Annotated in this window: 12 protein-coding genes; all 12 read left to right on the plus strand. The window is 66.3% G+C overall.

Going from position 1 to position 14,000, the window contains the following annotated elements:
- The first annotated feature begins 9 nt into the window (after positions 1-9).
- The 12 genes from gnd (at position 10) to C8J44_RS15605 (ending at position 13,967) form a co-directional block, all read left to right on the plus strand.
- Positions 10-993, plus strand: a complete 984-nt coding sequence (gene gnd, locus C8J44_RS15550; protein WP_056060803.1) for a phosphogluconate dehydrogenase (NAD(+)-dependent, decarboxylating) — start codon at positions 10-12, stop codon at positions 991-993.
- A gap of 8 nt (positions 994-1,001) precedes the next feature.
- Positions 1,002-1,817: a Cof-type HAD-IIB family hydrolase gene (locus C8J44_RS15555; protein ID WP_121905209.1), complete on the plus strand. Its 816-nt coding sequence runs from the start codon at positions 1,002-1,004 to the stop codon at positions 1,815-1,817.
- On the plus strand, positions 1,814-2,557 hold the full coding sequence (locus C8J44_RS15560; RefSeq protein WP_056055166.1) for an HAD-IIB family hydrolase: 744 nt from the start codon (positions 1,814-1,816) through the stop codon (positions 2,555-2,557). The genes C8J44_RS15555 and C8J44_RS15560 overlap by 4 nt, the downstream gene beginning before the upstream one ends.
- A 4-nt stretch (positions 2,558-2,561) precedes the next feature.
- Positions 2,562-3,029, plus strand: a complete 468-nt coding sequence (locus C8J44_RS15565) for a GreA/GreB family elongation factor (protein ID WP_121905210.1) — start codon at positions 2,562-2,564, stop codon at positions 3,027-3,029.
- Positions 3,029-3,211 (plus strand): hypothetical protein, encoded by a 183-nt coding sequence (locus tag C8J44_RS15570; protein WP_055881387.1) that lies wholly within the window; start codon positions 3,029-3,031, stop codon positions 3,209-3,211. Before C8J44_RS15565 ends, C8J44_RS15570 begins: the two co-directional genes overlap by 1 nt.
- A 517-nt stretch (positions 3,212-3,728) precedes the next feature.
- A complete protein-coding gene (locus tag C8J44_RS15575; RefSeq protein ID WP_259466895.1) occupies positions 3,729-4,901 on the plus strand; it encodes an NAD(P)/FAD-dependent oxidoreductase in 1,173 nt (390 codons plus the stop codon).
- 56 nt (positions 4,902-4,957) lie between these two features.
- On the plus strand, positions 4,958-6,727 hold the full coding sequence (locus C8J44_RS15580) for a DEAD/DEAH box helicase (RefSeq protein WP_121905211.1): 1,770 nt from the start codon (positions 4,958-4,960) through the stop codon (positions 6,725-6,727).
- 167 nt (positions 6,728-6,894) lie between these two features.
- On the plus strand, positions 6,895-7,362 hold the full coding sequence (locus C8J44_RS15585; RefSeq protein WP_404969218.1) for a YaiI/YqxD family protein: 468 nt from the start codon (positions 6,895-6,897) through the stop codon (positions 7,360-7,362).
- 54 nt (positions 7,363-7,416) lie between these two features.
- Entirely contained in the window at positions 7,417-10,671 is a 3,255-nt protein-coding gene (locus tag C8J44_RS15590; RefSeq protein WP_121905212.1) for a PAS domain-containing protein, read from the plus strand.
- Positions 10,672-10,960: 289 nt separating this feature from the next.
- A complete protein-coding gene (locus C8J44_RS15595; protein WP_121905501.1) occupies positions 10,961-12,253 on the plus strand; it encodes an Hsp70 family protein in 1,293 nt (430 codons plus the stop codon).
- Positions 12,250-12,912 carry a spermidine synthase gene (locus tag C8J44_RS15600; protein WP_121905213.1) on the plus strand — a complete coding sequence of 221 codons (663 nt, stop codon included), beginning with the start codon at positions 12,250-12,252 and terminating at the stop codon, positions 12,910-12,912. Before C8J44_RS15595 ends, C8J44_RS15600 begins: the two co-directional genes overlap by 4 nt.
- Positions 12,909-13,967 (plus strand): AbrB family transcriptional regulator, encoded by a 1,059-nt coding sequence (locus C8J44_RS15605; RefSeq protein WP_121905214.1) that lies wholly within the window; start codon positions 12,909-12,911, stop codon positions 13,965-13,967. Before C8J44_RS15600 ends, C8J44_RS15605 begins: the two co-directional genes overlap by 4 nt.
- Positions 13,968-14,000 lie beyond the last annotated feature (33 nt).

Raw genomic sequence — 14,000 nt, forward strand, 5'->3', positions numbered from 1 at the left:
GATTTTACCATGAAGATCGGACTGATCGGCCTCGGCCGGATGGGCGGCAACATCGCGCGCCGGTTGATGAAGAACGGCCATGAGGTCGTCGCGTTCGACCGCGATGCCGAAGCCGTGAAGAAGCTCGCTGCAGACGGCGCGATCGGGGCGGATTCGCTCGACGACATGCACGCCAAGCTCGACACCCCGGCGATCTGGTGGGTCATGGTCCCCGCCGGCGAGCCGACCGAGAGCACCGTCCAGGCGATCGCCGCGAAGTCGAATTCGGGCGATATCATCATCGACGGCGGCAACAGCTTCTACAAGGACGATGTCCGCCGTGCGAAGGAACTCGCCGAGAAGGGCATCCACTATGTCGACGTCGGCACGTCGGGTGGCGTGTGGGGGCTGGAGCGCGGCTATTGCATGATGATCGGTGGCGACAAGGAAACGGTCGACCTTCTCGATCCGATCTTCGAGACGCTGGCGCCGGGCATGGGGACGATCGTCCGCACGCCGGGCCGCGTCGAGGGTCAAGCCGATCCGCGCGCCGAGAAGGGCTATATCCACGCAGGCCCCTCGGGCGCGGGGCACTTCGTCAAGATGGTCCATAACGGCATCGAATACGGCCTGATGCAGGCCTATGCCGAGGGCTTCGACATCCTCAAGGGCAAGTCGGGCGAGCATGTCGTCGAGGAGGAGCGCTTCGACATCAACCTGACCGACGTTGCCGAAGTCTGGCGTCGCGGCAGCGTGATCTCGTCGTGGCTGCTCGACCTGTCGGCGATCGCGCTGGCGAAGGACGGCACGCTCGAAGGCTTCAGCGGCAGCGTCGCGGACTCGGGCGAGGGCCAGTGGACGATCGACGCTGCGATGGAAGAGAAGGTGCCCGCCAACGTGCTGAGCGCGGCGCTGTATGCGCGCTATCGCAGCCGGGTGGACCATACGTTCGGCGACAAGCTGTTGTCGGCGATGCGCTATGGCTTTGGCGGTCATGTCGAGATGCCCCAGTGAGCGCCCAAGTGAGTTCTGGTATCAAGCTCCTCGTCTCCGATGTCGACGGCACGCTCGTCGACAAGGAGAAGAAGGTGACGCCTGCGACCGTCGATGCGGTCAAGCGGCTGAAGGCGGCCGGCCTCGGCTTCACGATCATCAGCGCACGCCCGCGCTCGGGGATGATGCCGATCGCGGATCTGCTCGGCATCGACGAGCCGATGGGCGCGTTCAACGGCGGGATCGTGTTCAAGCGCGACGGCACCGTGATCGAGCACCACATGATCGACGTCGACGTCGTCCGCGGCGCGATGGAGATCATCGGTGACGCGCCGGTCGACACGTGGTTCTTCGCGGATGATGTCTGGTACGCCAGCACCGACCAGGGCGGCCATGTCGGCAGCGAGAAGAAGGCCTCCGCGCAGGACCCGGTGATCGTCTCCGACTTCACCGCTCTGCTCGCCAAGGCAGACAAGGTGACGTTCGTCAGCGACGACGAGGATTTGTTGCGCGATCTGCACGCGAAGGTCGCGGCGAAGTTCGATACGCAGGCGACGATCGTCCAGTCGCAGACCTATTATCTCGACATCACGCCTGTCGCCGGCAACAAGGGCAGCGGGATCGAGGAACTGGCGGACGCGTTCGGCATCAGCTTGACGCAGACCGCGGCAATCGGCGATCAGGCCAACGACATCGCGATGCTCAAGCGCGCCAAGCTGGCGATCGCGATGGGCAACGCACCGCAAGCCGTTCGCGACGTCGCGCACGAGATTACCAGCGCGAACGATGCCGACGGCGTCGCGCACGCGATCGATACCTTCATCCTTACCGGAGTTTCCGCATGAAAGACCTCGTTGCCTTCGACCTCGACGGAACGCTGGCCGAGAGCAAGCAGCCCTTGCAGGAGCCGATGGGCGAGGCGTTGGCGAACCTGCTCGACGTCGCGCATGTCGCGGTGATCTCGGGCGGCGACTGGCCACAGTTCGAAAAGCAGGTCGCGTCGCGGCTGCCCGAGCGGGCCGATCGCACCAAGCTGTGGCTGATGCCGACGACGGGGACCAAGCTGTACCGGTTCGATGGCGAATGGCGCGCGGTGTATGCCGAGCTGTTCGAGGACGACGAGAAGCAGAAGATCCTCAAGGCATTCGACGAGTCGTTGGAAGCCACTGGCTTCGTGCCGGAGAAGACCTGGGGCGAGCGGATCGAGGATCGTGGCAGCCAGATCACGTTCTCTGCGCTTGGCCAGGAAGCGCCGATCGACGCGAAGCACAGCTGGGATCCCGATTTCGCCAAGCGGAAAGTGATCCAGGCCGATCTGCAGAAGCGCCTGCCGGGGCTGTCGATCAACATGGGCGGCGCGACCTCGATCGACATCACGCGTGAGGGTGTCGACAAGGCGTACGGGTTGAAGAAGCTTAACGAGGCGAGCGGCATCGCGCTCGACAAGATGATGTTCATCGGCGACGCAATCTTCCCGGGTGGCAATGATTATCCGGCGGAACAGCTTGGGCTGGACGTCGTGAAGGTGAAGAACGTCGACGGCACGCTGGCGGCGATCGCTGGAATCGTCGCGTGTCTGAAGTGATGGCATGAGCGTCGCGTTTCGTCGCGAGAGTGACGAGGAACATCTCGAACCGAAGTTCGAACAGCCGATCGCGCCGGGGCCCAATCTGGTCACGGCGCGGGGGCTGCGGTTGCTCGGTGAGCGGGTGACCGAGATCGAGGCTGCGGTTGCTGCTGAGACGGACGAGGAGGCGCGCAAGCTGTTGTTGCGCGATCTGCGCTATTGGCACACGCGCCAGACGACCGCCGAACTCGCACCTTCGCCGGAAGAGGAGGAGGTTGGGATCGGGTCGCGCGTTCGCGTTCGGATGAACGGGGCTGAGCGGGTTATTTCGATCGTCGGTGGTGACGAAGCCGAGCCCGGCGAGGACCGGCTGGCGTTCTCGGCACCGTTGGCGCGTGCATTGATGGGCGCGGCGGTTGGCGAGACGGTCGCGTTCGCGGGCAAGCCGGACGCGATCGAGGTGCTGGCGATCGATAAGGATGATGGCTGATGGCTGAGGCGAAATTCGAGCGGCATCGTCAGGCGTGGACGCAGGACGAGATCCAGAAGCTGCATACGCTGGCGAAGAAGGGCATGGCGCTGAAGGCGATCGCCAAGGCGCTGACGCGGAGTGAGGAGTCGGTGAAGGTGCGGGCGAAGGAAGACTCGTTGAATATCGCCAAGCTGCGGTAGGCTTTTTGCTAGAAGCCCTCTCCCCTTCGGGGAGAGGGTTGGGTGAGGGGCTGTTCCTGGCGACGCACTGCTTGGCGGCCCCTCACCCCGACCCTCTCCCCGGAGGGGAGAGGGAGCAGAAGGGGGCAAGCGTTAGCGTGCTCTACCAGACCATCGGACGCTGTGGCTTCTCCATTTGGCGCCACTCCGAATGGCGCCACCGCGAGAGACACCACCCCGCCCAAATGGCACCACCCCGGCGAAGGCCGGGGCCCAGTTGGAAAGGTCGCTGTAACGAGGCGCAACTTGCGCCACTGCCGTCCCCCAACTGGGCCCCGGCCTTCGCCGGGGTGGTGCTATCTGGAATATGGGTTTCGTAAACTTACGAACGCCTCACCACCTATGTGGCACACCACGAACACGCTACAGCGGCCACCCCTTGTTCTCCCGCGAAGGCGGGAGTCCAGTCTGGGTCCCCGCCTTCGCGGGGAAACACTCTTAATTGGCGGCTGCTGACCGAAGCCGCACGGAGCCACACTTGTCCGAATACGACGCGATAATCCTCGGCGCAGGAGCCGCCGGCCTCATGTGCGCCGCCGTCGCCGGCCAGCGTGGCCGAAAAATCCTGCTCGTCGATCACGCCGAGCAGGCGGGCAAGAAGATCCTGATCTCCGGCGGCGGGCGGTGCAATTTCACGAACGTCGACACCGCCGCCGACCGCTACATCTCCGCCAACCCGCATTTCGCCAAGTCCGCACTCGGCCGCTACACCGCACAGGATTTCCTCGCGCTCGTCGAATCCTACGGCATCGCGTGGCATGAGAAGACGCTCGGCCAACTCTTTTGCGATGGCTCCGCGAAGCAGATCGTCGAGATGCTGCGCGACGAATGCGACAAGGGCCGCGTCGACCTGTCGCTCGGCCGCGCGGTCACCGGGGTGGAGCATGCGGACGGCCGCTATCGCGTATCGCTAGACGGCCGCACCGTCATCGCCCCAGCGCTAGTCATCGCTACCGGAGGCCCATCGATTCCGAAGATGGGCGCAACCGGGTTTGCCTATGACCTCGCGCGGCAGTTCGGGTTGAAGGTCGTCGAGCCACGCCCCGCACTCGTCCCGCTGACGCTCGGCGGCGACGAGACGCTGTTCCGCGAACTGTCCGGAGTCGCCGCCGAAGTCGTCGCGACCGCCGGCAAGACCGCCTTCCGCGAGGCCGCGTTGTTCACGCACCGTGGGTTGTCGGGCCCCGCGATCCTCCAGGTATCGTCCTATTGGCGCAACGGTCAGCCCGTCGGGATCGATTTCCTCCCCGATCGCGAGTCCGGCTGGCTCCCCGCCGCCAAGCGTACCACGCCGCGCGCGACTCTCCGGAAACTGCTCGGCAGCACGCTTCCGGACCGACTCGCGGAGACTTTGAGCGAGCGATTGGGGATGACGAGCGAGATTTCCGCGCTCACCGACCGGAAACTCCAGGACGCCGAACGCGCGCTAAGTCACTGGCAATTCACGCCGAATGGTTCCGAAGGCTATGCCAAGGCCGAGGTCACGGCGGGCGGAATCAGCACCGCGGAACTGTCATCGCAAACAATGCAAGCCAAACGCGTACCAATGCTGTATGCAGTCGGCGAAGCGGTCGATGTCACAGGGTGGCTCGGCGGCTACAACTTCCAATGGGCATGGGCGAGCGGGTGGGCCGCGGGTCAAGTCCTGTAGGGACCACCACGCCAGTGCCTTGCCGTTGCGTAAGCCGGCCACCAATTAGGACGTACATGCCTTTTACAAATATTCCGTCGCTTCTTTCCGAGGCGCTCGAAGCGCGCGGCTATACCGCGCTCACCCCCGTCCAGGCTCATGTGATCGAGGACAATGCGATCGGCCGCGATCTCGTCGTGTCGGCGCAGACCGGCTCGGGCAAGACCGTGGCGTTCGGCCTGGCGATGGCCGGCGAGCTGCTGGGTGAAGCCGGCGAGGACGGCGTCCAGCGCCTGCCCGCGCCGCACAAGCCGCTCGTCCTCTGCATCGCGCCGACTCGTGAGTTGGCACTCCAGGTCAGCCGCGAGCTGATGTGGCTCTACGCCAAGGCCGGCGCGCGCATCTCGACCTGCGTCGGCGGCATGGACGCCTCGAAGGAGCGTCGTTCGCTCGCGCACGGCGCGCATATCGTCGTCGGTACGCCGGGCCGTCTGCGCGATCACCTCGAGCGGGGCGCGCTCGACCTGTCGGCCTTGAAGGTCGCGGTGCTCGACGAGGCCGACGAGATGCTCGACATGGGCTTCCGCGAGGATCTCGAGCAGATCCTCGACGCGTCGCCTGAAGCACGTCGCACGCTGTTGTTCTCGGCGACGATGCCGCGGCCGATCGTCGCGCTCGCCAAGCGCTACCAGAAGGACGCGCTGCGGATCTCGACCGTCGGCGAGGATCGCGGTCATGGCGATATCTCGTACCAGGCCGTCACGGTCTCGCCGTCCGAGATCGAGCATGCGGTGATCAACCTGCTGCGCTTCCACGAGGCGGAGACGGCGATGCTGTTCTGCGCGACTCGCGATAATGTGCGTCATCTGCATGCGAGCCTGGTCGAGCGTGGCTTTGCCGCCGTCGCGCTGTCGGGCGAGCATTCGCAGAACGAGCGTAACGCGGCGCTTCAGGCTCTGCGCGACCGCCGTGCGCGTGTCTGCGTCGCGACCGACGTTGCGGCTCGCGGTATCGATCTGCCGACGCTGAGCCTCGTCGTGCACGTCGAACTGCCGCGCGATGCCGAGACGCTCCAACATCGCTCGGGTCGTACCGGTCGCGCGGGCAAGAAGGGCACCGCCGTCCTGATCGTGCCGTTCCCGCGTCGCCGTCGCGTCGAGATGATGCTCCGTGGTGCGAAGATCAACGCGGAGTGGGTCAACGCCCCGACCGCCGAGGACATCCGCAAGAACGATCACGAGCGCCTGATCGGCATGCTGTTGCAGCCGGTCGAGGTCGAGGAGGAGGATCGCGCACTCGCCGTCCGCCTGATGGCCGAGAAGACCCCCGAGGATATCGCCGCGGCGCTGGTGCACATGCACCGCGCGACGATGCCGCAGGCCGAGGATCTGATCGACCAGAGCAAGCAGCCGGCCCAGGACGAGCGTTCGCAGGGTCCGCGCGCGGGCTTCGAGGACACCGTCTGGTTCCGGATGGATATCGGTCGTCGCCAGAACGCCGATCCGCGCTGGATCCTGCCGCTGATCTGCCGTCGCGGTCACATCACCAAATCGGAAATCGGTGCGATCCGCATCGGGCCGAACGAGACGGCGTTCGAGATTCCTCGCGCCGTAGCGTCGCGGTTCTCGGCGGCGATCCAGCGTACGGCGCAGGCTGGCGAGGAAGAGAGCGGCGTCGCGATCGAGGCGATGCAGGGTGCGCCCGAGAGCGGTGCGCGGCATGATGGCGGCGGCGGTGGTCGCAGCAATGCGAGCGGTCCGCGCTCGACGCTGCACCGTGCGGCACCGCGTGGCGGTCCGGCTCCCGCGCGGAAGCCTCCGTACCGTGGCAATCGCGAGCGTAGCTGAGGGACTCGCGCGTGCTTCCCACAAGGAGAGAGCGCGTCGCTCTCAAGAACTCCGTCATCCTGGCGAAAGTCAGGATCCAGAGTAACGAACGCCGCCCTGCTTGATCCTGGATCCCGACTTTCGTCAGGATGACGGAGTGGGTGGGGCGGTTTGGGATGTGTACGATGATGAGCGTATCTTCCAACACGATCCGTATTCTCGTCGACGCCGACGCGTGTCCCGTCAAAGACGAGATCTACAAAGTCGCATGGCGTCACGAAGTCCCCGTGACGATCGTCGCCAACGGCCATTTCCGCATCCCCGTCCATCCGCTGATATCCCGCGTCGTGGTCAGCGACGGGTTCGATGCGGCCGACGACTGGATCGCCGAACAGGCCGACGCGAAGTCGGTCGTGATCACCGCCGACATCCTCCTCGCCGATCGCTGCGTGAAGGCCGGCGCGACCGTGCTGGCGAACACCGGCAAGCCCTTCACCACCAGCTCGATCGGCGGCGCGATCGCCACCCGCGCGATCATGGCCGACCTGCGCGCGGGCGGCGACATCATCGGCGGCCCCGCGCCGTTCTCCAAGACCGACCGTTCGGCGTTCCTGTCCGCGCTCGATGCCGCGCTCGTGCGGCTGAAGCGGCGCTAGCCATACCGCTTCTATCGCTCGACTTATCGGAGCGGTTTGGGCAGGTATCCCAGCATGCAATCGCATCTTCTCGACCGTGACGAATTGCTGGCACGGCAGGCGTTTCAGCTGGCCCTGGTCGATCTGTTGCGCGGGCTCGACGGCCCCGACCTGATCATGGCGGCAGCCGCGGCGACGCTCGGGTCGCATCTCGGCGTGGCGCGGTGCGGTTACGGCGAAGTGGTGCCCGACGGCACGGCGATGCATATCGCGGGCGACTGGACGAGTGGTGCGCTGCACAGCCTGGCGGGCGAAACGCGTCTGCTCAGTGCGTTCGGTACGGGGCTGCTCGACGATCTGCGTGCGGGCAAGACGGTGATCGTCGACGATTGCCATACCGATCCGCGATCGAGCGATCCCGATTACGGCGCGGCGTGGACGAGCATCGGGGCGTGCGCGCTGATCGTGTTTCCGCTCGTGCGGCACGACGAACTGACTGCGATCCTGTACGTCCATGAACCCGCCCCGCGGATCTGGACGCCCGCCGATATCGCGCTGGTCGAGGACGTCGCGCTGCGGACTTCGGACGCGGTCGAGCGGAGTCGTGCCGATGTTGCGCTGAAGGCGAGCGAAGAACGCTTCCGGTCGCTGTTCAATTCGCTCGACGCCGGGTTCTGCCTGATCGAACTCGCTTTCGAGGGCGCGCGCGCGGTCGACTATCGGTTCATCGAGACCAACGCGGCGTTCGAGCGCGAGACCGGGCTCAGCGACGTCGTCGGCAAGTGGATGCGCGATCTCGTGCCCGATCTCGAGGAACGATGGTACGCGATCTACGCGCGGGTCGCGACCACCGGCGAACCCGCCAGGTTCGAGGATCATGTCGAAGCGTTCGACGGACGCTGGTACGATGTCCACGCCTACCGGGTCGATGAGTCGGGGACCAACCGGGTCGCGGTGCTGTTCAATGATATCAGCGAGCGTCGTCGCAAGGATATCGCGCTCGCCGAAAGCCAGAACGAACTCGAGCTGGCGACGCGGGTCGCGCAGCTTGGCCGGTTCGACTATCGGCCGATCGAGGGCACGCTGACCTGGGACGACCGCTGCCGCGCGCTGTTTGGGATCTCGCCGGGCAAGCCGGTCGATTATGCGTCGTCCTTTCTCGCCAATCTCCATCCCGACGACCGGGTCGCCGCCAATGCCGCGGTCCTAGCGTCGCTCGATCCGCAGGGCACGCGCACGTTCGAGGCCGAATACCGCACGATCGGGCAGGAGGACGGCGTGGAGCGTCATGTGTCGGCGCACGGTGCCGCGTTCTTCGACGACGACACGCCGATCCGGTTGATCGGTACCGTGCAGGACGTCTCGCGCGATCGGCAGGCGCAGGCGGCGCTTCGCGAGACGAGCGAACGGCTGCGCCTCGCCGCCCGCGCGACCAACGACGCGATCTGGGACTGGGATCTGCGCCGCAATTACGTTTTGTGGAACGAGGCGCTGACGACGGCCTATGGCCATGATCTTGCGAGCGTCGACCCGACCGGCGACTGGTGGATCGACCACATCCATCCCGAGGATCGGGGGCGGATCGATCGCAGCATCCATGCGGTGATCGACGGCGGCGGCACCGAATGGACCGAGGAATACCGGTTTTTGCGCGCCGACGGCCACTATGCCGATGTGCTCGACCGCGGCTATCTGATCCGCGATGAAGCCGGCCAGCCGCTGCGAATGATCGGCGCGCTGCTCGACCAGTCCGCGCGCAAGGCCGTCGAGCGACAGCTGCGCGCGGTCAACGAGGGGCTCGAAGAGGCGGTCGTGGCATCGAAGGCGGACCGCGACCGGCTGTGGGACCTGTCGACCGATATCATGCTGCGCGCGGAATATGACGGTACGATCGTCGCGGTAAACCCGGCCTGGACCGAGATGCTCGGCTGGGACATGGAGGAGATCATCGGTCGGCCGCTGTTCGCGCTGCTCCATCCCGACGACGTGGATCATACCAGCGAGGGCGCGGCGGGGATCGCGCGCGGTCAGATCATCACGCGGATCGACAATCGCTATCGCTGCAAGGACGGGAGTTACCGCTGGATCAGCTGGGCCGCGCAGCCGGGCGACGGGATGATCAACGCGGTCGGCCGCGACATCACCGAGGAGAAGGAGAACGAAGCCCGGCTCGCGCGCGTCGAGGATGCGCTCCGCCAGGCGCAGAAGATGGAGGCGGTCGGCCAGCTCACCGGCGGGATCGCGCACGACTTCAACAACATGCTGACGGGGATCATCGGCGGGCTCGACATGGTCCGCCGCAATCTTCCCGAGGTCCGACATGAGCGCGTCGATCGGTATATCGAGGCGGCGACGGTGTCGGCGAACCGTGCCGCCGGCCTGACGCAGCGCCTGCTGGCGTTCTCGCGGCGCCAGTCGCTCGATGTGAAGGCAGTCGATGTTGGCGATCTGGTCGACGGGATGGAGGATCTGCTGCGGCGGACGCTCGGCGAGAATGCTGGGCTGGAGGTGCGGCGCACGCCGGGGATCTGGCCGGCGCATACCGACGCGAACCAGCTCGAAAGCGCGCTGCTCAACCTGGCTATCAACGCGCGCGACGCGATGCCCGAGGGTGGCCTGCTGACGATCGAGACCGAGAACGCGCATCTCGACGCACATTATACCGAGACGATCGAAGACCTCGAGCCGGGCGATTTCGTCGTGATCGGCGTGTCGGACACCGGCACGGGCATGAGCGCATCGGTGATTGCCAAGGCGTTCGATCCGTTCTTCACGACCAAGCCGATCGGGCAGGGCACCGGGCTCGGCCTGTCGATGATCTACGGTTTCGCGCGGCAATCCGGCGGCCATGTGCGGATCTATTCGGAGGAAGGGCAGGGCACGACCGTCAAGCTGTACCTGCCGCGGTTCCGCGGCACGGTGGAGGCGCCGGTCGAGATCGCCGATGCCGAGCTGCCGCGTGCCGACGGCGAGCAGGTGCTGCTGGTCGAGGACGATCCGGCGGTGCGGATGCTGATCGTCGATGTGTTGCAGGGACTGGGGTACGGCGTGCTCGAGGCCGCGGACGGGCGGGCGGCGGTGCCGTTCCTGGAAAGCGAGCAGCGGATCGATCTGCTCGTCAGCGATGTCGGCCTGCCGGGGATCAACGGCCGGCAGGTCGCCGAGATCGCGCGCGTGCATCGGCCGGGACTCAAGGTGCTGTTCGTGACGGGCTATGCGGAGAAGGCGGCGGTGCGCGGCGATTTCCTTGGCGAGGGGATGGACATGATCACCAAGCCGTTTGCGCTGGATGTGCTGGCGAACCGGATACGGGCGATGATCGGGCGGTAGTCGGAACGGGTTGATACGATGTGTCGGCGTACGACCATACCTCCCCGGCGAAGGCCGGGGTCCAGTCGGGGAGCGGTGCTGACGGAGGCCAGCCCGTCGTCATTGCCACCTTTCCACCTGGACCCCGGACTCCGCCGGGGAGGCGCTTTGGGGACGGCGGCGAGGTTATTTGGGCGCATCGGGGATCGGCTTTGGGCGGGTAGAAGTGGCCCGAAACCGACTTTACCGGTTGCCATCTCGCCCTCCGCATCGGCATAGGCGCGCGTTCATTGAAGGACGACGCATGCAGATGGACGCTGGCGGCCCCGCCTTGGGGCTGGACTTCGGCACGACCAACAGCGTCGTGGCGCTTGGGACCCAAGGCGGTTCGCCGGAGCTGGTGACGTTCGCCGCCCCTGCCGAGACGAGCCCGGTGTTTCGCTCGGCGCTGTGTTTCTGGCAGGACGACAGCGGCAAGGGGCTCGCGTCGGATGCTGGGCCTTGGGCGATCGCCGAATATATGGAGTATCCGCTCGACAGCCGGTTCATCCAGTCGTTCAAGTCGGTCGCGGCGATGAAGACGTTCGAGCAGGCATCGGTCTTCGACAAGCGCTATCGCTTCGAGGAAATGGGCCAGCTGTTTCTCGAAAAGCTGATTTCGCATGCAGGCGGCAAGCTCGATGCGCGGCCGCACCGGATCGTGGTGGGTCGCCCGGTCGAATATGCAGGTGCGCGGCCTGACGAGGCGCTCGCCCGGACGCGGTATGACGCGATGTTCAAGGGCTTCGGGGCGGAGATCCATTACGTCTACGAACCGCTCGGTGCGGCATACAGCTATGCGACGCGGCTGACTGAGCCGGCGACGATTCTCGTGGCCGATTTCGGCGGCGGTACGAGCGACTTTTCGGTGGTGCGCGTGGCCGAACCGGGGGCTGCGCGGCGGTGTACGCCGCTGGGTCATGCCGGTGTCGGGATCGCGGGGGATCGGTTCGATTACCGGATCCTCGACCGGCTGGTGCTGCCGATGCTGGGCAAGGGTGGCGCGTACAAGTCGTTCGGCAAGGAATTGGAGATTCCACGCGCGTATTTCGCCGATTTCGCGGATTGGTCCAGGCTCGCGCTGATGCGTAATCGCAAGACGATGACCGAGCTGGAGCGGTTGCAGAAGACGGCGGTCGACCCGGACGCGATCGGGCGGATGATTGCGGTTATCGAGAACGAGCTGGGGTACCCGCTGTACGATGCGGTCGGCTCGCTCAAGCGCGCGCTGTCGAGCGGCGAGGATGCGCATTTCCACTTTGCAGGCGCGGGGCTGGAGATCGAGGCGGATGTCACGCGGGCGCAATTCGAGGGCTGGATCGCCGATGATGTCGTGCGGATCGAGGCGGCGGTCGATCGTGCGTTGGAGGTCGCGAACGTCGGTGGGGGTGAGATCGATCGGGTGTTCCTGACCGGCGGATCGTCGCTGATCCCGCGCATCCGGCGGATCTTTGTCGAGCGGTTCGGCGAGGCGGCGATCATGAGCGGTGGCGAGCTGACCTCGATCGCGCACGGCCTCGCGCTGATCGGAGAGCAGGACGATATCGCGGCTTGGTCGGCATGATCCCGCGCATGCTTCTCGGGACGGCGCAGGTGCCGGGTGGGGGTGAGCTTCGCTTGCTGCAACGTGGCGCCGAGTTCTCGATCATGCTCGGCGCGAACGAGTTGATGAACAGCCGGTTGAGCGGGTCGGAAGAGGCGCTGGCGGAGCAGGCTTGCGACCGGATCGGTGGGCGGCCGGGCGTGCGGATGCTGATTGGCGGGCTTGGGATGGGGTTTACGCTTCGCGCGGCGCTGGCTCGGCTTGGGCCTGACGCGGAGGTGGCGGTTGCGGAGATCGTGCCGGCGGTGATCGAATGGGCGCGCGGGCCGATGGCGGCGCTGCACGGCGATAGCTTGACCGATCCGCGGACCCGGATCTTCGAGGGCGATGTCGCCGCGGCGATCGCGGAGGGTGATTGGGACGCGATCCTGCTCGACGTCGACAACGGGCCCGACGGCATTTCTCGGCCGGGCAACGACCGGCTTTATGGCGCGCGTGGATTGTCTCTGGCGCGATCGGCTTTGCGGCCGGGCGGAGTGCTTGCCGTGTGGTCGTCCGCGCCGAGCAAGCCGTTTTCTACCCGGCTTGCCGAAGCGGGGTTCACGGTCGACGAAGTGATCGCGCGGGCGACGCGGAAGGGCGGCGCGCGGCACACGATCTGGTTCGCTACCAGGGCATGATCGGGCGGTGGGCCGTCTTGATCGCGCTGTCGGCGGTGATTGCCGGGGTGCTCGAAGTCGTCGGGCTGCCTGCGGGGTTGCTGCTCGGGCCGATGGTCGCCGCGGTCGTGCTGGCGGTGCGGGGATGGTCTCTGAGCGTGCCGACTTCGGCGTTTCGCGGGGCGCAGGCGGCGGTCGGGACTTTGATTGCGGGGTCGATCACCACGGGGATCGTCGCGACAGTGGCGGATCACTGGCCGGTGTTCCTGATGGTCAATTTCGTCACGCTCGCGGCGAGTAGCGTGCTCGGATATTTGCTGAGCCGGTGGCAGGTGTTGCCGGGCACCGTCGCGGTGTGGGGATCGACGCCGGGTGCGGCGAGCGCGATGGTGTTGATGGCGCAGGCCTACGGCGCGGACTCGCGGCTGGTCGCAGTGATGACCTACACGCGGGTCGTGAGCGTGGCGGTGGTCGCGTCGGTGTTGGCGGCGATAATGGTCGGCGGCGGGAGCGGGCATCATGTCGCGGCCACGTGGTTCGCATCCGTGGACCCGGTCGCCGTGCTGCGGACGATCGCGATCGCTGGTGTTGGCGCGGGTGTCGGCGTCGTGCTGAAGCTTCCCGCCGGCGCGCTGCTTGGGTCGCTGGTGGCGGGGGCGGCGCTCAATGTCACCGGCGTCGCGCAGCCAGTGTTGCCGCAGTGGCTGCTCGCGATCAGCTATGCGGTGGTCGGGTGGCGGATCGGGCTGTCGTTCACGCGCGATACGTTGCGGGTGGCGGGGAAGGCGATGCCGCGGATCCTGTTGTCGGTGGCGTTGCTGATCGCGTTCTGCGGCGGGATCGCGGCGGCGTTGACGCGCTGGTGGGGGATCGATCCGGTTACCGCGTATCTGGCGACCAGCCCCGGCGGGATGGATTCGGTCGCGATCATCGCTGCGTCGAGTCCGGTGGATGTGCCGTTCGTGATGGCGTTGCAGGTGTTGCGGTTCCTGGGGGTGCTGTTGATCGGGCCGCCGCTCGCGAAGTTCGTGGCGACGCGGCAGGGCGGTGTGCCGCCGCCGGTCATTCCGACTTAGCGCGGCGCTTGCCGCCGTAGCCAAGTCGTGATC

It is taken from the genome of Sphingomonas sp. PP-CE-3A-406 (genome assembly GCF_003688625.1).
Lineage (GTDB): Bacteria > Pseudomonadota > Alphaproteobacteria > Sphingomonadales > Sphingomonadaceae > Sphingomonas.